Origin of the sequence: Actinopolymorpha sp. B11F2 (assembly GCF_040195635.1) — a bacterium.
In the GTDB taxonomy this organism is placed as follows: domain Bacteria; phylum Actinomycetota; class Actinomycetes; order Propionibacteriales; family Actinopolymorphaceae; genus Thermasporomyces.
This window is the reverse complement of the sequence record NZ_JBEFTX010000001.1, coordinates 142676-161682: the sequence shown is the minus strand read 5'-3', so window position 1 is coordinate 161682 and position 19007 is coordinate 142676. Positions and strand designations below refer to the sequence as shown.

General features: G+C 68.8%; 16 protein-coding genes and 1 riboswitch. Of the genes, 5 read left to right on the top strand and 11 right to left on the bottom strand.

Going from position 1 to position 19007, the window contains the following annotated elements; translation table 11 throughout:
- Positions 1–101: 101 nt before the first annotated feature.
- Both ligD and ABN034_RS00770 read left to right on the top strand, forming a co-directional pair.
- Positions 102–1151, top strand: coding sequence for a non-homologous end-joining DNA ligase (gene ligD, locus ABN034_RS00775; protein WP_349689028.1), 1050 nt, complete (start codon positions 102–104; stop codon positions 1149–1151).
- Between the two features lie 14 nt (positions 1152–1165).
- A complete protein-coding gene (locus tag ABN034_RS00770; RefSeq protein ID WP_349689027.1) occupies positions 1166–2479 on the top strand; it encodes an RNA polymerase sigma factor in 1314 nt (437 codons plus the stop codon).
- A 7-nt stretch (positions 2480–2486) separates the two neighbouring features.
- On the opposite strand, the gene ABN034_RS00765 is transcribed toward ABN034_RS00770, so the two are convergent.
- The 4 genes from ABN034_RS00765 to ABN034_RS00750 form a co-directional block, all read right to left on the bottom strand.
- Positions 2487–3038, bottom strand: a complete 552-nt coding sequence (locus ABN034_RS00765; protein ID WP_349330699.1) for a hypothetical protein — start codon at positions 3036–3038, stop codon at positions 2487–2489.
- A 98-nt stretch (positions 3039–3136) separates the two neighbouring features.
- Positions 3137–4207, bottom strand: a complete 1071-nt coding sequence (locus ABN034_RS00760) for an ATP-dependent DNA ligase (RefSeq protein ID WP_349689026.1) — start codon at positions 4205–4207, stop codon at positions 3137–3139.
- Between the two features lie 38 nt (positions 4208–4245).
- Positions 4246–4836: a TIGR03086 family metal-binding protein gene (locus ABN034_RS00755; protein ID WP_349689025.1), complete on the bottom strand. Its 591-nt coding sequence runs from the start codon at positions 4834–4836 to the stop codon at positions 4246–4248.
- 176 nt (positions 4837–5012) lie between these two features.
- Positions 5013–5822, bottom strand: a complete 810-nt coding sequence (locus ABN034_RS00750; RefSeq protein ID WP_349689024.1) for a dihydrofolate reductase family protein — start codon at positions 5820–5822, stop codon at positions 5013–5015.
- Positions 5823–5901: 79 nt separating this feature from the next.
- Between ABN034_RS00750 and ABN034_RS00745 the strand changes: the two genes are divergently transcribed.
- Positions 5902–6744 carry a PPK2 family polyphosphate kinase gene (locus tag ABN034_RS00745; RefSeq protein WP_349689023.1) on the top strand — a complete coding sequence of 281 codons (843 nt, stop codon included), beginning with the start codon at positions 5902–5904 and terminating at the stop codon, positions 6742–6744.
- 52 nt (positions 6745–6796) lie between these two features.
- On the opposite strand, the gene glgX is transcribed toward ABN034_RS00745, so the two are convergent.
- The 6 genes from glgX to ABN034_RS00715 form a co-directional block, all read right to left on the bottom strand.
- Positions 6797–8920, bottom strand: a complete 2124-nt coding sequence (gene glgX, locus ABN034_RS00740; protein WP_349689022.1) for a glycogen debranching protein GlgX — start codon at positions 8918–8920, stop codon at positions 6797–6799.
- A 107-nt stretch (positions 8921–9027) separates the two neighbouring features.
- Complete coding sequence (locus ABN034_RS00735; RefSeq protein WP_349689021.1) at positions 9028–9744, bottom strand: sirohydrochlorin chelatase; 717 nt, start codon at positions 9742–9744, stop codon at positions 9028–9030.
- Positions 9741–10967 carry a uroporphyrinogen-III C-methyltransferase gene (gene cobA, locus ABN034_RS00730; RefSeq protein ID WP_349689020.1) on the bottom strand — a complete coding sequence of 409 codons (1227 nt, stop codon included), beginning with the start codon at positions 10965–10967 and terminating at the stop codon, positions 9741–9743. Before cobA ends, ABN034_RS00735 begins: the two co-directional genes overlap by 4 nt.
- A complete protein-coding gene (locus ABN034_RS00725) occupies positions 10964–11698 on the bottom strand; it encodes a phosphoadenylyl-sulfate reductase (protein WP_349689019.1) in 735 nt (244 codons plus the stop codon). Before ABN034_RS00725 ends, cobA begins: the two co-directional genes overlap by 4 nt.
- Positions 11695–11883, bottom strand: a complete 189-nt coding sequence (locus tag ABN034_RS00720) for a hypothetical protein (protein WP_349689018.1) — start codon at positions 11881–11883, stop codon at positions 11695–11697. Before ABN034_RS00720 ends, ABN034_RS00725 begins: the two co-directional genes overlap by 4 nt.
- Before the next feature lie 55 nt (positions 11884–11938).
- Complete coding sequence (locus ABN034_RS00715) at positions 11939–13636, bottom strand: nitrite/sulfite reductase (RefSeq protein WP_349689017.1); 1698 nt, start codon at positions 13634–13636, stop codon at positions 11939–11941.
- Positions 13637–14044: 408 nt separating this feature from the next.
- Here ABN034_RS00715 and ABN034_RS00710 point away from each other — a divergent pair, with 408 nt between their 5' ends.
- Positions 14045–15865: a S9 family peptidase gene (locus ABN034_RS00710; RefSeq protein WP_349689016.1), complete on the top strand. Its 1821-nt coding sequence runs from the start codon at positions 14045–14047 to the stop codon at positions 15863–15865.
- A gap of 344 nt (positions 15866–16209) precedes the next feature.
- Here the strand turns inward: ABN034_RS00710 and glyA are convergent, their stop codons facing one another.
- Positions 16210–17490 carry a serine hydroxymethyltransferase gene (gene glyA / locus ABN034_RS00705; protein ID WP_349689015.1) on the bottom strand — a complete coding sequence of 427 codons (1281 nt, stop codon included), beginning with the start codon at positions 17488–17490 and terminating at the stop codon, positions 16210–16212.
- Between the two features lie 85 nt (positions 17491–17575).
- Positions 17576–17700, bottom strand: a riboswitch (ZMP/ZTP riboswitch).
- A 149-nt stretch (positions 17701–17849) separates the two neighbouring features.
- On the opposite strand from glyA, the gene ABN034_RS00700 reads away from it, so the two are divergent.
- Entirely contained in the window at positions 17850–18518 is a 669-nt protein-coding gene (locus ABN034_RS00700; RefSeq protein WP_349689014.1) for a hypothetical protein, read from the top strand.
- The last annotated feature ends 489 nt before the right edge of the window (positions 18519–19007 follow it).

Genomic DNA, 19007 nt, shown 5'->3' with positions numbered 1-19007 from the left:
GCGGTCTCTGCCACCGTATGTCGGGACTCGCCCCGGCAGAAACGAGGCACGGCCGAGGCGTCTCGAGGCGTGCTGTCGGTGACTCGCGCTAGCGTTCGGGCATGGCGACGCCGTACGAAGAGATCGAGGTGGGCGCGCGCACCGTGCGTGTGTCCAACCCCGACAAGGTGTACTTCCCCGAGCGCGGGTTCACGAAGCGAGACATCGTCCATTACTTTCTCTCCGTCGGCGACGGCATCCTGGGTGCCCTGCGCGAGCGTCCCACCACGTTGGAGCGGTGGCCCGGTGGCGTTTTCGAGGGAGCGAAGTTGTCGACCAGGGGCGACAACCGAGGCGACGCGTTCTACCAGAAGCGGATACCCAAAGGCGCGCCGGAGTGGGTGGAGACGGTCCGCATCACGTTCCCCAGCGGGCGCCCCGCCGACGAGGTCTGCCCCACCGAGACCGCGGTGATCGCCTGGGCGGCCAACCTCGGCACACTCACGTTCCACCCCTGGCCCGTACGCCGGCCCAACGTTGACCATCCCGACCAGATCCGGATCGACCTCGACCCGCAGCCGGGGACGGACTTCGCCGATGCAGTCCGTGTGGCCCCCCAACTACGCGCGCTGCTGCATGAGCTGGGCATGGAGGGTTGGCCGAAGACCTCCGGTGGGCGAGGCCTCCACGTCTACGTACCGATCCAGGCGAAGTGGACTTTCGTCGAGACGAGGCGAGCGGTCATCGCCCTCGGTCGGGAGCTGGAACGCCGACTGCCTGACCTGGTGACGATGTCCTGGTGGAAGGAGGAGCGCGGCGAGCGGGTCTTCATCGACTACAACCAGATGGCGAGGGACCGCACGATCGCGTCGGCCTACTCCATCCGCCCGAGGTCCCGGGCACCGGTGTCGGCACCACTGCGGTGGGACGAGTTGGAGAGTGTCGCTCCCGAGGACTTCGACATCGTGACCATGCCGGATCGATTCGCCACGGTGGGTGACCTCCACGCCGGAGTCAATGACGAGGCGTACGCGATCGACACCCTGCTGGAGTGGGCCGAGCGCGACCAACGCGACGAAGGGCTGGGCGACCTGCCATACCCACCGGACTATCCGAAGATGCCGGGCGAGCCGATGCGGGTCCAGCCCAGCCGGGCCCGTAACAAGGCCTGAAAGAGGCGCCACTCGTGGCACATGACGCTCCCGGCGCGGTGGTCGAGGCATTCCGCGAGCACTGGGCCCGGCTGCTCGCGTTGCTCGCCGGCCACTTCCGCAGCCTGGACATCGCCGAAGACTCGTTGGCGGAGGCATTCGAGCTGGCGGTCGAGCACTGGGCGCGGGACGGCATCCCCGACCGCCCGGAGGCATGGCTCTTCACCACGGCGAAGCGCCGGGGCCTCGATCGGGTGCGCCGTGACGCCACCCTGGCCCGCAAGCTTCCCCTGCTCGTCATCGACGCCGCGGCAGAGACAGACCCTGTGGACGGTGCGCGGCCGGACGGCTTCGATCCGGACGACGCGGCGATCTCCGCCATCCCCGACGAACGGCTGCGCCTGCTGTTCACCTGCTGCCACCCGGCCCTCGCTCTCGAGGCGCGGACGGCGCTCACACTCCGACTGGTCGGCGGCCTGACGACACCGGAGATCGCTCGCGCCTTCCTGGTCTCTGAACCGACCATGGCTGCTCGACTCACCCGCGCCAAGAAGAAGATCGCCGCCGCCTCGATCCCCTACCGCGTGCCCACCGAGGCGGAGCTGCCCGATCGGCTGGGCGGTGTCCTCACTGTGCTCTACCTGACCTTCACCGAAGGCCACTCGGCGTCCTCCGGGGACGCGCTCGTTCGGCGGGGCCTGTGCGATGAGGCGATTCGGCTCACGCGGGTGGTCGTCGAGCTCCTCCCGGACGAGCCCGATCCGATGGCTCTGCTCGCCCTGCTGCTCCTGCACCACTCCCGGAGGGACGCCCGCGCCGACGACACCGGCGAGCTGGTACTTCTCCCTGACCAGGACCGCGAACGCTGGCATCAGACGGAGATCGCGGAAGGGGTCGCCCTGCTCGAGAAGGCAGCGGGGTTCGGCGGACGCGCGACGTCGTACCTCCTTCAGGCGGCGATCGCCGCTGAGCACGCGTCAGCACGTCGCGCGGTCGACACTGACTGGCGGGCGATCACCATGCTGTACGAACGCCTGGAACGGATGACGGACTCGCCCGTCGTACGCCTCAACCGGGCCGTGGCGGTCGCCGAGGCCGACGGTCCGGCGACGGCCCTCGCCCTGCTGGCCGACCTCGACGAGCGGCTTGCGAACTACCACCTGCTACCCGCGACCCGAGCCGACTTCCTGCGCCGGATGGGGCGGCTCGTCGCGGCGCGCGAGGAGTACTCAAGAGCGCTCCGGCTCGCGGGAAACTCTCCAGAACGCGCGTACCTCGCCCGCAGAATCGCAGAACTCGAACCCACGGGCACCATGCGGAAGCCGAGGATGCCCGACGGTCTGACGTGAGCTGAACCTAGCCGGGTGAGCCGTTGCGCCGGCCGGAACCGGTAGGGGCGGCGTCAGGATCAGTCGGCACGGGATCGCGGTGTTCGATGAGATGCAGGCACGGAACACCGAGTCGGCGGCGTGCCTTCGAGGTCCAGTCGAAGTGGAAGAACTCCGCCACCAGGTGCGGCCGGGTGAGGATGACGACCTCGGCCGCGTTCCGCTCCCGTACGGCGGCAGCGAGCGCATCGACCGGATCCGCTGACGTCACCTCGCCGTCGGCCGAGCACCCGCACCGACCGAGCGCCTGAACGCTCTGGTCGAGCGCTGACTTGCTGCGTTCGACGATCTCCCGCTGGATCTTCGCCAGGTCGACGTCGGGGAAGTTCAGAGCGGACGTAGCGAGCACTTCACTCGCCGCGATCGACCCGAGCGCCGACTCGACCCGAGCCGACGCGTCCTCGACGGGGAGCAGAACGTGGACATGGGTGGGTTCGCCCGACACCCGGTAGAGCTCGGCGATCTGATGTGCGTCGAAGTGCGAGATCGGCTTTTCGATGAGGAGCACGACTTTGTACATGGGCACCTCCTCGTGTGTCCGCGCCCATCGTGCCGCGCGGGTGCCCGATTGGAAAGTGTCCTTGGTCATCTGTGCGGCAAATTGTGAGGAGCGCGTGCTCACTTCGTGCCCAGGACCTCGGCGAGGTCGAAGCGGACCGGCTCCTCGAGCTGGGCGTAGGTGCACGACTCCGGCTCGCGGTCCGGTCGCCAGCGGACGAACTGCGTGGTGTGCCGGAAACGTACGCCTTCCATGTGGTCATACCGGACCTCGACGACCCGCTCCGGTCGAAGCGGCACGAACGACAGGTCCTTGCCGGCGCTCCAGCGGCTCTGTTCGGCGTTGCGCGGAGTGCGACTGCCCGCTTCCTGCTTGGCCCATGACCACGGATGGTCGTCGAACGTCGTCACCAGCGGCTGAAGCTCGGTGAAGAGCTCCCGCCGCCGGGCCAGCGGGAACGCGCCGATCACACCGACGCTGGCGAGGTCACCGGCGTCGTTGTAGAGGCCGAGCAGGAGGGAGCCGATCGCGTCCGGGCCACTCTTGTGGACCCGGTAGCCCGCGACGACGCAGTCAGCGGTGCGTTCGTGCTTGACCTTGAACATCGTCCGCCTGTCGGGTTCGTACGACCCGTCGAGCGGCTTGGCGATCAGACCGTCGAGCCCGGCACCCTCGAACTGGTGGAACCAGCGCTCGGCCAGCTTCCGATCGGTGGTCGCGGGCGTGGTGTGGACCGGCGGTCCTGCGTTCGACAGGGCTTCCACGAGGGCCGCACGGCGCTCCTCGAATGGCCGACCGGTGTAGTCGGTGTCGCCCAGGGCGAGCAGGTCGAACGCCACGAACCGGGCGGGCGTCTGCTCGGCGAGCAGCCGGACCCGGCTGGCCGCGGGGTGGATCCGCAGCTGGAGGGCCTCGAAGTCCAGGCGTACGCCTTCGGCGTCCTCGATCACGATCTCGCCGTCGATCACGCTTCGGGCGGGAAAGTTCGCCTTGACAGCCTCGACCAGCTCCGGGAAGTAGCGGGTCATCGGTCGTTCGTTGCGGCTGCCGATCTCCACCTCGTCGTGGTCACGGAAGATGATCGACCGGAAGCCATCCCACTTCGGCTCGAAACTGTGGGCACCCTGTGGTATCTGCTTCACCGGCTTCGCCAGCATGGGCGATACCGGCGGCATGACCGGAAGTTGCATGGCCCCATCTTGCCCGGTCCCGGTGACAGGCCAGCAGATCAAGGTCGCCAGGAGGGGTCGCGGCCGAGCATGGCGACAACCCGGTCCAGCGGCGCAGCTGTGGCGGGTACCTCGACACCCGGCTGGAAGTGGCTGCGGGGTCCACGGGTCTCGGGGGTGTCCGGCACCTTCGCGGCCAGGACGACGGCGACGTTGAGGACGTCCTGGTCGTACGTCGTCGCGACATCAAGGGCCTTCGCGACATCCCAGCCATGGACGACGTAGTCGAGGAAGTGGAACCCGATCGCCGCACGGGCAGGGAACGGTGCCGTGATCCGGACCTCGGGCAGCCAGAAGTCGCGCTCGAGAACGCCGTTCTGGGCGAACGCGGCCGTCACCAGGGTCGCCGCCTCCGTGTAGGGCCCGGACGGGTCGTCGTCGAAGGGACGTGGACGCCAGGCGGCCAGCTCGGTAGGTTCGCCCGACGCCGCGAGGGCGAAACCGTCGTGCTGTCCGATCATGTGTTCGAGGAGATGGCGGACATTCCAGGCGGCGCACGGGGTGGGCCGGTCGAGCTGGTCGGCGGTGACGGTGTTGACGAGCCTGGTGGTGGTGTCCACCACCCGCCGGTCGAGCTCTCGGATATCCATGACGCTCCTTCGTGTTCCCCTCGGACGTCGACAGTACGCGTTCGAGTGGGCGCGAGGAGTGAAGACATGCGGAGCCGTCAGTGGAGGGTCGGCGACCGACACGCACCGCTGTCACCGGCGAGGTGGTGGACAGGTTCGGCGCTCCGCGGACCGACAGATGTCGCCGGCTGGGCGAGTCAGGCGAAGAGCCACCGGAAGAACAGGAACCCGTCGGCCTCGAGCAGGCTGGCAAGGCGAAGGTCGGCCGGCGCGGAGAGTTCGGGGCCGGTGAGGATGCGCATCGCCGGCCCGGCCAGAAGCTCGGGCGAGATCGTCAGGCACAACTCGTCGAGGAGTCCGGCGCGGGCGAGGAAGCCCGCGAAGGTCGGACCACCTTCGCTGAGAATGCGCTGGTGCCCCCGGGCGGTGAGGGCGTCGATAACAGCCGCGGCGTCGACCTGCTCGTCGCCGGCAATCGCGAGGTCGACCTGGCTGGCGAGCTGCCGCCGCCGATCGGCGTCGGCCTGGGCACAGGTGAGGACGACGGTGCGCGGATCGGTCAGCAGCCGGTCGGGGATGTCGAGAGAGTCGGTCACCACCGCGATCGGCGGCGTGGGTGGTAGTCCGAGCTGTTCGCGGAGCGGGGCGAAGGCCGGACGGATGTCAGCGGGCGCGTAGCCCTCGACCCGGACCGTGCCCGCCCCGACGACGATCACGTCGGCAAGGGCGCGCAGGAGCGCGAGAATGCGGCGGTCAGCCGGGCCGGAGATCGACCCCGACCGATGATCGGGCCCTTGGGCGGCGCCGTCGACGGTGGAGACGAAGTTGGCCCTGACCCAGCGACGATCCCGCGGATAAGCGTACAGCCCCGCGAGTGCGGCGTCGTCCAGGTCGGCGCCGTCAAGGTCGGCGCCGTGCGCCGGTCCGGGAACGACGACGCCAGTCTCCGCGGTCCGGCCGACGGAGGCGGGTGGGTGGGCAGCGGTCTGCGGGATCAACAAGCGCACAGGGAGATCTCATCAGAGAGTCGCCGCAAGCAGAAATTGACGCGACACTGGCAGCACGGCGGTGGGAAGGGAGCACGGTATGGCGAAGCGGCTCAGTGATCGTCTCCGACTCCCACCGGCCCGGCCCGTCGTGATCGGTGATCTGTCGACCAGGACGACGCCGGGCTTCAGGGGCGGCAAGCGCCAGGCGCGGGCTGCCGTCGGTGACCTCGGCCCGGCACTCGCCGATCTGCAGGAACGGCTCTTCGCCGAAGGTCAGACCGGCGGCAAGCGAAGCCTGCTCCTCGTCCTTCAGGGCATGGACACGGCGGGAAAGGGCGGAACCGTACGGCACGCGGTCGGGCTGGTGAATCCACAGGGCGTCCGTGTGGTGGGCTTCAAGGCGCCAACGCCCGAGGAGCGTCGCCGCGGGTTCCTGTGGCGGATCCGCCGTGAGCTTCCGGCGCCGGGCTATCTCGGGATCTTCGACCGGTCGCACTACGAGGACGTGCTGGTCGCGCGCGTGCGCGGGCTGGTGGGCCGGGCCACCTGGTCCCGCCGGTACGCGACGATCACGAGGTTCGAGGACCAGCTGACGCTCCGCGGAACCCGGATCGTCAAGTGCTTCCTGCACATCTCGAAGAAAGAACAGAAGAAGCGCCTGATGGCTCGGCTGGACAACCCTACGAAGCACTGGAAGTACGACCCGAACGACGTCGCCGCACGCCTCCACTGGGACGACTATCAGCAGGCGTACCAGGACGTGCTGGAGCGGACCGACACCGAGGCCGCGCCGTGGTATGTCATACCCAGTGATCACAAGTGGTACCGCAACTGGGCGGTCACTCAGCTGCTCGTCGAGCACCTGCAGGACCTGGATCCCCAGTGGCCCGCAGCGGACTTCGACGTCGAGGCGGAGAAGGCCCGGCTCAGCGCCACCTGACAGGCGACCATGGCACCCGACGACACGGCCGGGATGGCTCCCCGGCTTGCGCTCAGACCCGCTTGAGCACCACGAGTGAGCGGGAGATGACCTTCAGCTGCTCGCCCGCCAGCACGGCCCCACGTTCCCGGAGGTCGTCGTCGGCCGTGTCCAGCACGGGCTCCCACGCTTCGCCGTACTTCGCGCCTGGTGCGGAGAACTCGAGGTCGTCCTCGGAGGCGTTGAACAGCAGCAGGAACGAGTCGTCGACGATGCGTTCGCCCTGCCGGCCGGGCTCACGGATCGCCTCGCCGTTGAGGAAGACAGTGAGCGACTTCGCGAATCCCGCCGTCCAGTCGCGGCCGGTCATGTCGGTGCCGTCGGGCTTGAGCCAGGCGACGTCGCCTACCCCGTCCCCGCCGCCAAGACCGTCGAAGAATCGGCGGCGCCGGAAGACCGGGTGCTCGGCGCGGAGTTGGCTCACCGTCCTCGTGAAGGCGAGAAGGTCCGAGTCGGCGTTGACCCAGGAGACCCAGGAAATGTCGTTGTCCTGGGAGTAGGCGTTGTTGTTGCCGTGCTGCGTGCGCCCCAACTCGTCGCCGTGCAGCATCATCGGCACACCCTCGGACAGGAACAGCGTGGCGAGGAAGTTGCGTAGCTGGCGCTGGCGGAGCGCGACAATGCTGTGATCGTCCGTGGGTCCCTCGGCGCCCGAGTTCCAGGACCGGTTGTCCGACGTGCCGTCGCGGTTGTGCTCGCCGTTGGCTTCGTTGTGCTTGTGGTTGTACGAGACGAGATCGCGCAACGTGAAGCCGTCATGGGCGGTGATGAAGTTGATCGAGGCGTACGGCTTGCGCCCGTCGTCTTCGTACAGGTCCGACGATCCGGTGAGCCGCATCGCGAACTCGCCGAGGGTGGCGGGGCGGCCGCGCCAGAAGTCGCGTACGCAGTCGCGGTACTTGCCGTTCCACTCCGTCCAGACCGGCGGGAAGTTCCCGACCTGATAGCCACCCGGCCCGACGTCCCACGGCTCGGCGATCAGCTTGACCCGCGACACGATCGGGTCCTGCTGGACGAGGTCGAAGAACGCCGACAGGCGGTCGACCTCGTGGAACTGCCGGGCGAGGGTGGCCGCCAGGTCGAACCTGAAGCCGTCCACGTGCATCTCGCTCACCCAGTAGCGCAGCGAGTCCATGATCAGCTGGAGCACGTGGGGGTGCCGCATGAGCAGGCTGTTGCCGGTGCCCGTCGTGTCCATGTAGTAGCGCGGGTCGTTGTCGACCAGCCGGTAGTAGGCGGCGTTGTCGATGCCCCGGAACGCGAGCGTCGGCCCGAGGTGGTTGCCCTCCGCGGTGTGGTTGTAGACGACGTCGAGGATCACCTCGATGTCAGCGCGGTGCAGCGCCCGGACCATCGCCTTGAACTCCTGCACCTGCTCACCGCGCTGGCCCGACGCGGCGTAGGCGTTGTGGGGCGCGAAGTAGCCGATCGTGTTGTAGCCCCAGTAGTTGGACAGGCCCTTCTGGACGAGGGTGCTGTCGTGGACGAACTGGTGCACCGGCATCAGCTCGACCGCCGTCACGCCCAGCGACTGCAGGTGGTCGATCATCGCCGGCGCCGCGAGTCCCGCGTAGGTGCCCCGGATCACCTCGGGAATGTCCGGATGGTTGATCGTGAGCCCTTTGACGTGTGCTTCGTAGATGACCGTCTCGTGGTAGGAGCGACGGGGGAGTCGGTCGTCCTGCCAGTCGAAGTAGGGGTTGACGACGATCGACTTCATCGTGTGAGCGGCGGAGTCGGCGGAGTTGAGCGTGTCCGGGCTGCCGAAGCGGTAGGAGAACAGCGACTCGTGCCAGTCGATCTCACCCTCGATCGCCTTGGCGTAGGGGTCGAGCAGGAGCTTGGCGGGGTTGCAGCGGTGACCGGTCACGGGTTCGTACGGGCCCTGGACGCGGAACCCGTAGCGTTGTCCAGGACCGATCCGCGGGAGGTAGCAGTGCCAGACCGAACCCTCCCGTTCGGTCAGAGCCACGCGGGTCTCGCGGACGTTCCCGCTGTCCCGGTCGCCGGCGCCATCGCCGTCGAACAGACACAGCTCGACGGCATCGGCGACCTCGCTGAACAGCGCGAAGTTGGTGCCCGCCCCGTCGAACGTCGCACCCAGGGGGTACGGCGTTCCAGGCCAGACCTCGACCATTCCGCTCCTTTCCGCCGGATCGCACATGTTGCTGACTAGCGGCATCTTTCCAGGTGAGCCGGCGCCCCGGGCGGCGCATGGGCCCCCTGCCGCGGAATGGTTACCTGTCAGGCGAGCCCTGAGCGGCGGAGGACCAGTTCGACGATCTCCGGCCGAGCGCCGAGGGGGGCGCTCACCTCGAACGCGCCCGCCTGTCCGGCGTCCGCGCGGATGCGGTCAGCGAAGAAGCCGGGTGCGAGGAGGTACGTCGCGACGGCGACGCGCCGCGCGCCGCCGGCCTTCGCCTGCGAGACGGCGGGACCGACCCGGGGCTCCGCCGCGGAGGCGAAGCCCGCCGTGACGGGCGTGTCGATTCGCGTGGCGAGGGCGCTGGCAACGCCTTGGACGGCACGGTTGGCGTCGGGATCGGTGGAGCCGGCCGCGGCGAGCACCACCGCGTCGTAGCCGGCCGCCGCGCACGCCTCGTCCAGGCGAGCGGCCAACGCGTCGATGAGCAGGTCGTCGGGCCCCAGCACGTCGCCGGTGCGGACCGGCCACCCGCGCTCCTCGACGAGGGCCGACACGCCCGGCAGGTCGACCTTCGAGTGGTACGCATGGCTCAGCAGGAACGGCTGGACGACCACATCGTCGACGCCACGCTCGCCCAGCAGGTCGAGCGCCTGTTCCGGCGAGGGCGCAGCCAGTTCGAGGAAGGCCGCGCAGCTCTCGAGATCCGGCGTAGCGGCCCGCGCACGAGTCGCCGCCGCGGAGGCCACCTGCTGTGCGACCTGTGCCGCTCGGGCGTCGCGGCTGCCGTGGGCCAGCAGCAGGAGGCCCTGGGTCATCGCCGCCCGTCGCCGGATGCGAGCTGTGATGCCAGGGTGATGACCTCGCCCACGACGATGACGGCGGGGGAGCGGACGTCCTGGGCGGCGGCGATGTCGACGATCGTCGCCAGGGTGCCCGGCGTCAGACGCTGCTCCGGCAGGGTGCCGCGCTCGACGAGAGCGACCGGCGTGTCGGGCGACCGTCCGTGTGAGAGGAGGCCGTCGACGATCTCGCCGAGCTGGCTCACCCCCATGAGGAAGACGAGGGTGCCTTCCAGGCCGGCAAGGCCTTCCCAGTCGGGCTCCTCGCCGCGCCGCGACGTGTGCGCCGACACGACGGTGAACTGCCGGGCGACGCCGCGGTGGGTCACCGGAATTCCGGCCACCTCCGGCACGGCGACTGCGCTGGTCACGCCCGGAACGACCTCGCAGGGAACGCCGGCCTCGGCGCAGGCGAGCGCCTCCTCGCCGCCACGGCCGAAGACGAACGGGTCGCCGCCCTTCAGGCGTACGACCTGCTGGCCGGCGCGGGCACGCTCGACGAGAAGGTCGTTGATCTCCATCTGAGTCATGGTGTGGGCCTGCGGGCCCTTGCCGGCCTCGACCACCTCGACGCCCGGGTCGAGTTCGGCGAGCAGGGCACGCGGAGCCAGTCGGTCGACGACCACGACGTCGGCGTCGGCCAACAGCCGTCGACCACGGGCGGTGATGAGTCCGGGATCGCCGGGCCCGCCGCCGACCAGGGCGACGTGGCCGTTGCGGGGACGGCGGTACCTGCGTACTGGCAGTTCGCCGGTCTCGAGCTGGGTGGCGATGCGGTCCTTGATGGCGCGCGCCCGGCGCGGGTCGCGTCCGGCGGAGACAGCGACGGTCACGTCGTCGACCCGTGCCGTGGCCGGCGTCCAGGCGGGTGAGTGGGTGGCGTCGGAGGCGCGTACGCACCAGATGCCGGCCGCATCAGCATCGGCGGCGACCTGGGCGTCGGTCGACACGTCACCGGTCGCGGTCTGCACGACCCATGCCCCGGCAAGGTCACCGGAGGCGTACTCCCGAGGAATCCAGGCGACCTGCGCGTCACCGGTCATGACCGCGAGGTCCTCGCACAACTCCGGGGCGACCACCACGACCTCGGCGTCGGCGTCCAGCAGACCACGGACCCGGCGCGCGGCGACCGGGCCACCCCCGACGACGACTGCCCGGCGTCCGGACAGGTCCAGCATCAGGGGATAGCGCGGGCTCATGTGTGGATGCCGCACTCGGTCTTGGACAGCCCCGCCCACCGCCCGCTCCGCGGGTCCTCTCCGGGCGCCACCCGCCGCGTGCACGGCCAGCAGCCGATGGACGGGTAGCCGTCGTGGAGGAGCGGGTTGGTCATCACGCCATTGTCGACGATGTAGCTGTCGAGGTCATCCTGGGTCCACCGGGCGAAGGGCGCGATCTTGACCTTGCCGCGCCGGGCGTCCCATGCGACCACGGGTGTGTTCGCCCGGTCCGGTCCCTCGTCGCGCCGGATTCCGGTGGCCCAGGCGTCGTAGGCCTGCAACGCCCGCTCCAGCGGCGCAACCTTGCGGAGCTGGCAGCACAGGTCCGGGTTCCGTGCGAACAGGTCGGCTCCGAGCGTGGCGTCCTGCTCGGCCACCGTCTGCCGCGGCCGGACGGTGACGAGGTTGATCGGGATGGTCACCGAGGCGGCGTCGGCGGTGCCGACGGTCTCCGCGAAGTGGTAGCCGGTGTCGAGGAACACCACGTCGATGCCTGGCTGGACCGTCGAGGCGAGATGCGACAGCGCCGTCTCCTGCATCGACGACGTGATGCAGAACCGTTCACCGAACGTGTCCACCGCCCACTGGATGATCTCGGTGGCGGTCGCGTGCTCGAGGTCGCGGCCCGCCTGGGTGGCGAGCGCCTCGAGTTCCGCGGCGTCACGCCCGGACGCCCCCGACTGCTGAGGCAAAGCGGCAGTAAGACTCATGAACGCACCACCAGTCCGATGAACTTCAGGGAGAAGGCACGGGTGCAGCCGCGGCACTCCCACGCGCCGTGGCTGTCCTCGGCGGGACGGAGGTCCTCCTCGCCGCAGTACGGGCAGTAGAACGGGGTCGCGCGCTCGGTGCTCATGGTCGCGTTCGCCTCCTCGCTCGCTGCGCGGGCAACCACGCTCGTTCCTCGCTCGGTTGACCACTTCGCTTGCTCGTCACCGAGCCGCTCCGGATCATGTGAGGGCCTCCTCTGGCGCCCGGGTCACCCACTGGGCGAAGCGCTCGCCCTGCTCACGCTGGTCGAGGTAGTGGCGGACGACCCGCTCGACGTAGTCCGGCAACTCGTCGGCGGTGACCTTGTGGCGGCGGAGCTTGCGCCCGAAGCCGGCGTCGAGCCCGAGCCCACCACCGAGGTGGACCTGGAATCCCTCCACCTGCTGCCCGGCATTGTCGAGCACGCTTTGGCCCTTGAGACCGATGTCGGCGACCTGGATCCTGGCGCAGGAGTTGGGGCAGCCGTTGAGGTTGACGGTGATCGGGACGTCGAGCTCGGGAATGCGCCGTTCCAGCTCGTCGATCAACGCGGCCGCGCGAGCCTTGGTCTCGACGATGGCGAGCTTGCAGTACTCGATCCCGGTACAGGCCATGGTGTGGCGGCGCCATCCGGACGGGCGTGCCTGCAGGCCGATGTCGGCGAGTGCGCCCACCAGGTGCTCGACCTGGTCCTCCTCGACGTCGAGCACGAGCAGCTTCTGCAGCGGTGTGGTACGGATGCGATCCGAGCCGTGGGCCGCGGCGATGTCGGCGAACTTGCCGAGCTGGCTCCCCGACACCCGGCCGGCGACCGGCGCGACGCCGACGTAGTATCGGCCGTCCTTCTGGCGGTGGACCCCGATGTGGTCGCCGGGAACCGCGGGCGGCTCGGGCGCGGGACCGTCGACCAGCTTGCGCTTGAGATACTCGTTCTCCAGCACGTCGCGGAACTTCTCGGGTCCCCAGTCGGCGACGAGGAACTTGAGCCGTGCGCGGTGCCGCAGCCGCCGGTAGCCGTAGTCGCGGAAGATGCTCGTGACGCCCCACCACGCCTCGGCGACCTCGTCGAGGGGGATCCAGGTGCCGAGCCGCTGGGTGAGCATCGGGTTGGTGGACAGGCCCCCGCCGACCCACAGGTCGAAGCCCGGACCGTGGTCGGGGTGGACGACGCCGACGAACGCGATGTCGTTGGTCTCCGGCGCGACGTCCTGGCTCGGGTGGCCAGTGAGGGCGGTCTTGTACTTCCTCGGCAGGTTGGAGAACTCCTTGCTGCCGATGTAGCTGGTGGCGATCTCGTGGATGGCCGGTGTCGGGTCGATGATCTCGTCGGCGGCGATTCCCGCGACCGGGCTGCCGATGATGACCCGAGGGCAGTCGCCGCACGCTTCCTGGGTCTGCAGGCCGACGGCCTCCAGGCGTTCCCAGATCGTCGGCATGTCCTCGATGCGGATCCAGTGCAGCTGGATGTTCTGCCGGTCGGTGACGTCTGCCGAGTCGCGGGCGTACGTCGTGGAGATGTCGGCGATGGTGCGCAGCTGCGCGACCGTGAGCTGACCACCGTCGATGCGGACGCGCAGCATGAAGTAGGAGTCCTCGAGCTCCTCGGTGTCGAGGATCGAGGTGTGCTCCCCGCTCATTCCGGGCTTGCGCTGGGTGTAGAGGCCCCACCAGCGGAAGCGACCGCGCAGGTCGGACGGGTCGATCGAGTCGAAGCCGCGGTGGGCGTAGATGTTCTCGATCCGGGCACGGACGTTCAGCGGGTCGTCGTCCTTCTTGGCCTGCTCGTTCTTGTTGAGCGGCTCGCGGTAGCCCAGCGCCCACTGTCCCTCGCCGCGCTTGCGGCGTGGGGGACGGTTGGCGGCGGGCCGCGGCCGGGCGGCAGACGACGTGGATGTCATAAAGTGTTTGGTCCTCGGTCAGGGCACAGGATGGCCAACGCCACCGTGCCGAGCGGCGAGAGTCGAGGAGGCCGGCGCGACCGAGCGCCCGGGTCCCGCTGTCAGGGGAGGATAGGGCGCCTCAGCGCGCCGAGAGACACAGCATGCTGCGCATGCGACCGAAATCGAGGTGACGCCGTCCCACGAGGAGCGGGGTTACCGGCGTCATCATGGTCATCAGCCTGCGTGAATGATGCCCGACTGGCAACTGAATCGTCCGCGATGCGAGACGCCCATCTCGAAGTCCGACTCTCCTCGTAGGGATTCTGGGTTGCCCTGATCAGCCTCGGCCCAGGGGTTACGTCCCAATTCGCGGCACTCTGCGCCGACTGCTGGGTGCCCGGAGCTGGCCTCTGGCAAGATCGCCCGATGACTCAGCCAGCGTGGGTTCGACGATTCAGGGCGACCGACATCAGCTTTCCACGGTGGGCGCGTGACGCCCCGCATCGGTGCCTCTACACCTCCAACCGCAGCGGTACCGCCGAGCTGTACGGATGGGATCGCCAGGAGGCCCGGCACGCCCAGTTGACGTCACGACCGGAGGGAACCACGTGGGGCGTGATCCATCCGGACGGTGAGTCGGTCTGGTGGTTCGACGACACCGCCCATGACGAGCGTGGCCGGTGGGTGCGACAGGCGTTCGACGTCTCCGGCGCGGCGGGCGACAAAGCCGAGATCGCGTTTCCAGACCTGGCGCCTGGCTACCCGGTCGGCCTGGCACTCGGTCACCGGGTGGCGGCGGTCGGAATGTCCGAGCGTGGCGGCGTGCGACTCCACCTCCACCGGTTCGACAGCGCGGCCACGACCACGTTGTACGAGTCGGCCCGCCACGCGCAGGTCTCGGCCATGTCCTACGACGAGACTCTGCTGGCGATCGAGCACTCCGAGCACGGTGACGCGGACTATCCGGCAATCCGTGTCCTGCGAACCGGGTGCGAGACCGCCGTCGGTGAGATCGCGGGCGAGCTGTGGGACGGTATCGGCCGTGCCCTGCACGCGGCGGCCTTCGCGCCGTGCCCCGAGGACTCCCGACTCCTCCTCCATCACGAGCGATCCGGCCGCTCCGAGCCGATGATCTGGGACCTCGCCGCCGATACTTTCGTCCAGCCACGTATCGACTTACCCGGTGAACTGACCGCTTCCTGGTACCCGGACGGATCGGCTCTGCTGATCCGACGCCACTGGCAGGCGCGCGATGAGCTCTACCGGTACGACCTGGGGGCAGAGAGCCTCGCACGGGTGGGGACCGCGCGCGGCGTCGTCTGGGGACATGGCGTACGACCGGATGGCACGGTGGAGTACCAGTGGTCGGCGGGTGACCGGCCGACCGCCATCCTGACCGAGTCCGGGTCACCGGTGCTGGAGGTGGTGGAACCGGCACCGCCGTCCGCAGCCCTCGACGATGCCTGGGTCGACGGCCCGGGCGGACGGATCCACGCCCTGGTGGCCAGCCCTCCGGCCGCGAGCGGTCCGATGCCCACGGTGTTCTGGCTCCACGGCGGGCCTGGCGGCGAGATGACCGACAGCTTCTTCCCCATCCGGGCCGCGTTCGTCGACGCCGGCTTCCGCGTCGTCCACGTCAACTATCGTGGCTCGTCCGGATTCGGCGCGGCCTGGCGCGACGCGCTGCGACCGGCGCCCGGCCTGGTCGAACTCGAGGACGTCGCCGCAGTGCGCGACTGGGCGGTAGACACGGGACTCAGTGATCCCGACCGGTGCGTGATCACCGGCAAGTCGTGGGGCGGCTACCTCACGCTGCTTGCGCTCGGCACGCAAGCCGACCGCTGGGCCGCCGGGATCGCCGACGTCCCCATCGGGGACCTCGTCGCGCTCTACGAGGACGAAATGGAACCGGTCCGCGAATACGACCGGTCGTTGTTCGGCGGCTCACCTGAGCAGATCCCGGACAAGTGGGCGCGATCGAACCCGATCACGTACACCGACCGGGTGAAGGCGCCGCTTCTCGTCATCGCCAGCACCAACGACCCGCGCTGTCCGATCCGCTCGGTCGACAACTACCTCGCCCGCCTCGCCGCGTTGGGAACGCCGTACGAGGACTACAGGTTCGAGGCCGGTCACATGAGTGTCGTCGTCGAGGAGCAGATCAAGCAGATGGCGCTCCAGCTCGACTTCCTCAGCCGCCACCTCTCCGGCCCGCCAGAGGACGCATCGAGTGCGCCGACGCTGTAGGTCCTGCGGGCTTGTGCCTACCGCCTGTCACGGCACGTCAGGAACCGGCGGAACCGGAACAAACCACCGGTGAGGTGCGCGATCCGGATGGAGCGTCGGTGGCCGCGTACGCCTGCCAGGTGCCAACTTCGTTCCCGACATCGTCGCGCTCCGACCGGGCGCGGGGCGTGGGGTTGTCTGGCGGAACGGCTCTGACCGGGTGAGACCTGGGAGGCACTGATCCCATTGCCGGTCACCATTGACCCGAACGCCTTGATCACCCGACGAGGGCGTTCCCTCGCATGAGCCCCGCTGGCCACCTGCTGAGGTCGGTCAGCGGGGCTCGCTGCTGTCTCTGACCAGAGTCAGCTGGCCGGCCAGCCCGGGATGGGGAACGCCTTGGTGAAGTCGCGGACGTCCGCCGCGATCCGGTCGAGCGCCTCGCCATCGTCCTTCTTGCCCGCCTCCACGGCCTCGTCCATCCAGGCCGCGATCTGGGCCATGTGCGCGGGAGTCAAGCCACGAGTGGTGACAGCGGGGGTACCGATCCGGATCCCGGAGGGATCGAACGGCTTCCGGGTGTCATAGGGAACCGTGTTGTAGTTGAGCTCGATGCCAGCCCTGTCCAGGGCTTTGGCAGCCGGCTTGCCGCCGACATCCTTGTTCGTGAGATCGACGAGGATCAGGTGGTTGTCGGTGCCGCCCGAGACCAGATCGAACCCGCGCTCGATGAGGGCGGTGGCGAGCGCCTTGGCGTTCTCGACGATCTGCCCTGCGTACGCCGTGAACTCCTGGGTGGCGGCTTCCTTCAGCGCAACGGCGATCGCGGCGGTGGTGTGGTTGTGCGGCCCACCTTGGAGTCCAGGAAAGACCGCTCGGTCCAGCGGCTTGGCATGCTCCTGGTCACTCATCAGCATCGCCCCTCGGGGCCCGCGCAGGGTCTTGTGGGTCGTCGTCGAGATCACCGGCGCGTGTCCGACGGGCGAGGGATGCGCTCCGCCTGCGATGAGGCCGGCGATGTGGGCGATGTCAGCGACGAGAAGGGCGTCGACCTCGCGGGCGATCTCGGCGTACCCCTCGAAGTCGATGAGTCGCGGGATCGCTGTTCCACCGCAGAAGATCAGTTTCGGGCGTTCTGCGCGAGCGATTTCACGCACCTCGTCGAGATCGACCCGGCCGGTCTCGCGCCCGACGGAGTACTGCACGGAGCGGAACCATTTCCCGGTCGCGGAGACGCTCCAGCCGTGCGTCAGGTGGCCGCCCATCGGAAGCGACATCCCCATGACCGTGTCGCCCGGCTGCATGAACGCGAGGTAGATCGCGAGGTTGGCCGGTGAGCCGGAGTAGGGCTGGACGTTGGCATGCTCGACACCGAAGAGCTCCTTGGCGCGGGCGACAGCCAGCTCCTCCACCTCGTCGATGATCTGCTGGCCTTCGTAGTAGCGCTTGCGGGCGTAGCCCTCGGAGTACTTGTTGGTGAGAACCGTGCCGGTCGCCTCGAGGACGGCCTGGGACACGTAGTTCTCGCTCGGGATCAGTCGGATCTTCTCGAACTGCCGACGGCCCTCGGCCTCGATGAGCCGGGCGATCTCCGGATCGGCGTCGGCCAGCCTGGCGGCGAGGTCGAGACCAGTACGCTGCGTCATTGCTCCTCCTGGGTCAGCGGTGGTGACGGTCACTCGGTGACCGCCTGGTCGTGCGTGCCCTGTGGTTCAGGGACACGCCCTCAGACCCAGGCACCCAGGCGCGCGGTGCCCGTGCTCGGTCGTACGGGACGGTGTTCTGTCGTACGGCAGCCCGTACGCCGCTCCCCGGTGGTCGATTCCACCTTGCCTGCGCCAGTCGCGGTAACCACGAGCCTAGTGCAGAGGGCCGGGCCCGTGGGCTGGCAGGTGCTCCCCAGACCTTGACATGATTCGATGTCCAGCCGTTACGGTGCTCGCCACCAGAGCGGCGCAGGTCAGGCACTACTCGGGGGTCACGTGTGAGTCTGGATGGCTTCGCCATGGGGGCGGGACCTGACGATCTCGCGCTCGGGTTCGTTGCCTTGGACGGGCGCGTGCAGCGTGTCCGCGACCAGATCGTCTCGCGGAGCTACACGGTCGAGGACCGACGCAGGGTGATCCAGTTGAGCGTCGACGGTGTCGGCCGGATCAAGCACGTCGAAGTCGACCCGCGATGGCAGCGGGTCCTGCAGGCCCAGGTGCTGGACCGCGAGATCGCGGCGCTCTACCGTGCCGCCCGTGACGAGGCGGCCCATGCCGAGCAGGTGGCCTACGCCGACGCGGGCTTCAGCGAGGCCGCTGGGTCCGAGGTCGCCGCGGCGCTCCGCGGCTTGGTGACGACGATCCCGGGGGCGCGGGACATCCTCGCGAGGCTGTCCTCGGAGTCGCTCCGCGTGGAGCGCGAACGAGGTGCCGTCGCCGCCGAGTTCAACGGTGACGGTGTTCTGCTCTCGCTCGAGATCCGGACCCGCTATGCCATCGAGACCGACCCGGCGCGGCTCGCTGGCAACATCGAGGCCGCGCTGCGGGAGGGTGAAGAGGCGATCGTGCAGCGTCGTACCGACCTCGCCGCCGAACTCACCAGCGGGCGATCGATCGAGGAGGTGGCAGAGGAGAACCTCGATCGGCTGCGACAACGCATGGATGTCCTTCGCGCAAGGTTGCCGTAAGCGGGTGCAGGCGGAGAGAAGCGGCGATGAACCCCATAGACCCTTCGCAAGTGATATGCGCCGGCATAGCAGAGCAGCCCTATTGCGGTCATGGCGAGTGCTCGGGATGGCCTGTCCGTTGTGCAGAGACAAGTATTGAGAACGCAACGCAGACTATGGCGAGCAATGCCAGGAGGCGCCAGTACCTGCGACAATCCGCGCTCTTGAGCCTGCCCTTGAATCCCAGACGTACGGCGGGGAGAAAAGAGCATAGGCGATCGCGGAAAGGATCAACCCGACCAGGAAGATCGCAGCGGCCGACGTCTCATGTGCTGCGAATGCACCTCCGATGAGAACGCCAATCGGGATCATGAAGGTGAGTGCGAGCACCAGGGGATGACCGTGCGCACCCCACCGTAGTAGCTGGGGGGAAGCGCCAAATGGAAGCCTGGTGGAGGCATGGCACTTAGGGTACGGCGCTGCATATGTGGGGGAAAGATCACACCACGC

Coding starts and splice junctions, on each gene's coding strand:
- ABN034_RS00765 (WP_349330699.1), bottom strand. CDS start 3,038: ATGTACAAAGTCGTGCTCCTCATCGAAAAGCCGATCTCGCACTTCGAC.
- ABN034_RS00755 (WP_349689025.1), bottom strand. CDS start 4,836: ATGGATATCCGAGAGCTCGACCGGCGGGTGGTGGACACCACCACCAGG.
- ABN034_RS00700 (WP_349689014.1), top strand. CDS start 17,850: ATGGGGGCGGGACCTGACGATCTCGCGCTCGGGTTCGTTGCCTTGGAC.
- glyA (WP_349689015.1), bottom strand. CDS start 17,490: ATGACGCAGCGTACTGGTCTCGACCTCGCCGCCAGGCTGGCCGACGCC.
- cobA (WP_349689020.1), bottom strand. CDS start 10,967: ATGAGCCCGCGCTATCCCCTGATGCTGGACCTGTCCGGACGCCGGGCA.
- ligD (WP_349689028.1), top strand. CDS start 102: ATGGCGACGCCGTACGAAGAGATCGAGGTGGGCGCGCGCACCGTGCGT.
- ABN034_RS00725 (WP_349689019.1), bottom strand. CDS start 11,698: ATGAGTCTTACTGCCGCTTTGCCTCAGCAGTCGGGGGCGTCCGGGCGT.
- ABN034_RS00760 (WP_349689026.1), bottom strand. CDS start 4,207: ATGCAACTTCCGGTCATGCCGCCGGTATCGCCCATGCTGGCGAAGCCG.
- ABN034_RS00735 (WP_349689021.1), bottom strand. CDS start 9,744: ATGACCCAGGGCCTCCTGCTGCTGGCCCACGGCAGCCGCGACGCCCGA.
- ABN034_RS00710 (WP_349689016.1), top strand. CDS start 14,045: ATGACTCAGCCAGCGTGGGTTCGACGATTCAGGGCGACCGACATCAGC.
- ABN034_RS00715 (WP_349689017.1), bottom strand. CDS start 13,636: ATGACATCCACGTCGTCTGCCGCCCGGCCGCGGCCCGCCGCCAACCGT.
- ABN034_RS00745 (WP_349689023.1), top strand. CDS start 5,902: ATGGCGAAGCGGCTCAGTGATCGTCTCCGACTCCCACCGGCCCGGCCC.
- glgX (WP_349689022.1), bottom strand. CDS start 8,920: ATGGTCGAGGTCTGGCCTGGAACGCCGTACCCCCTGGGTGCGACGTTC.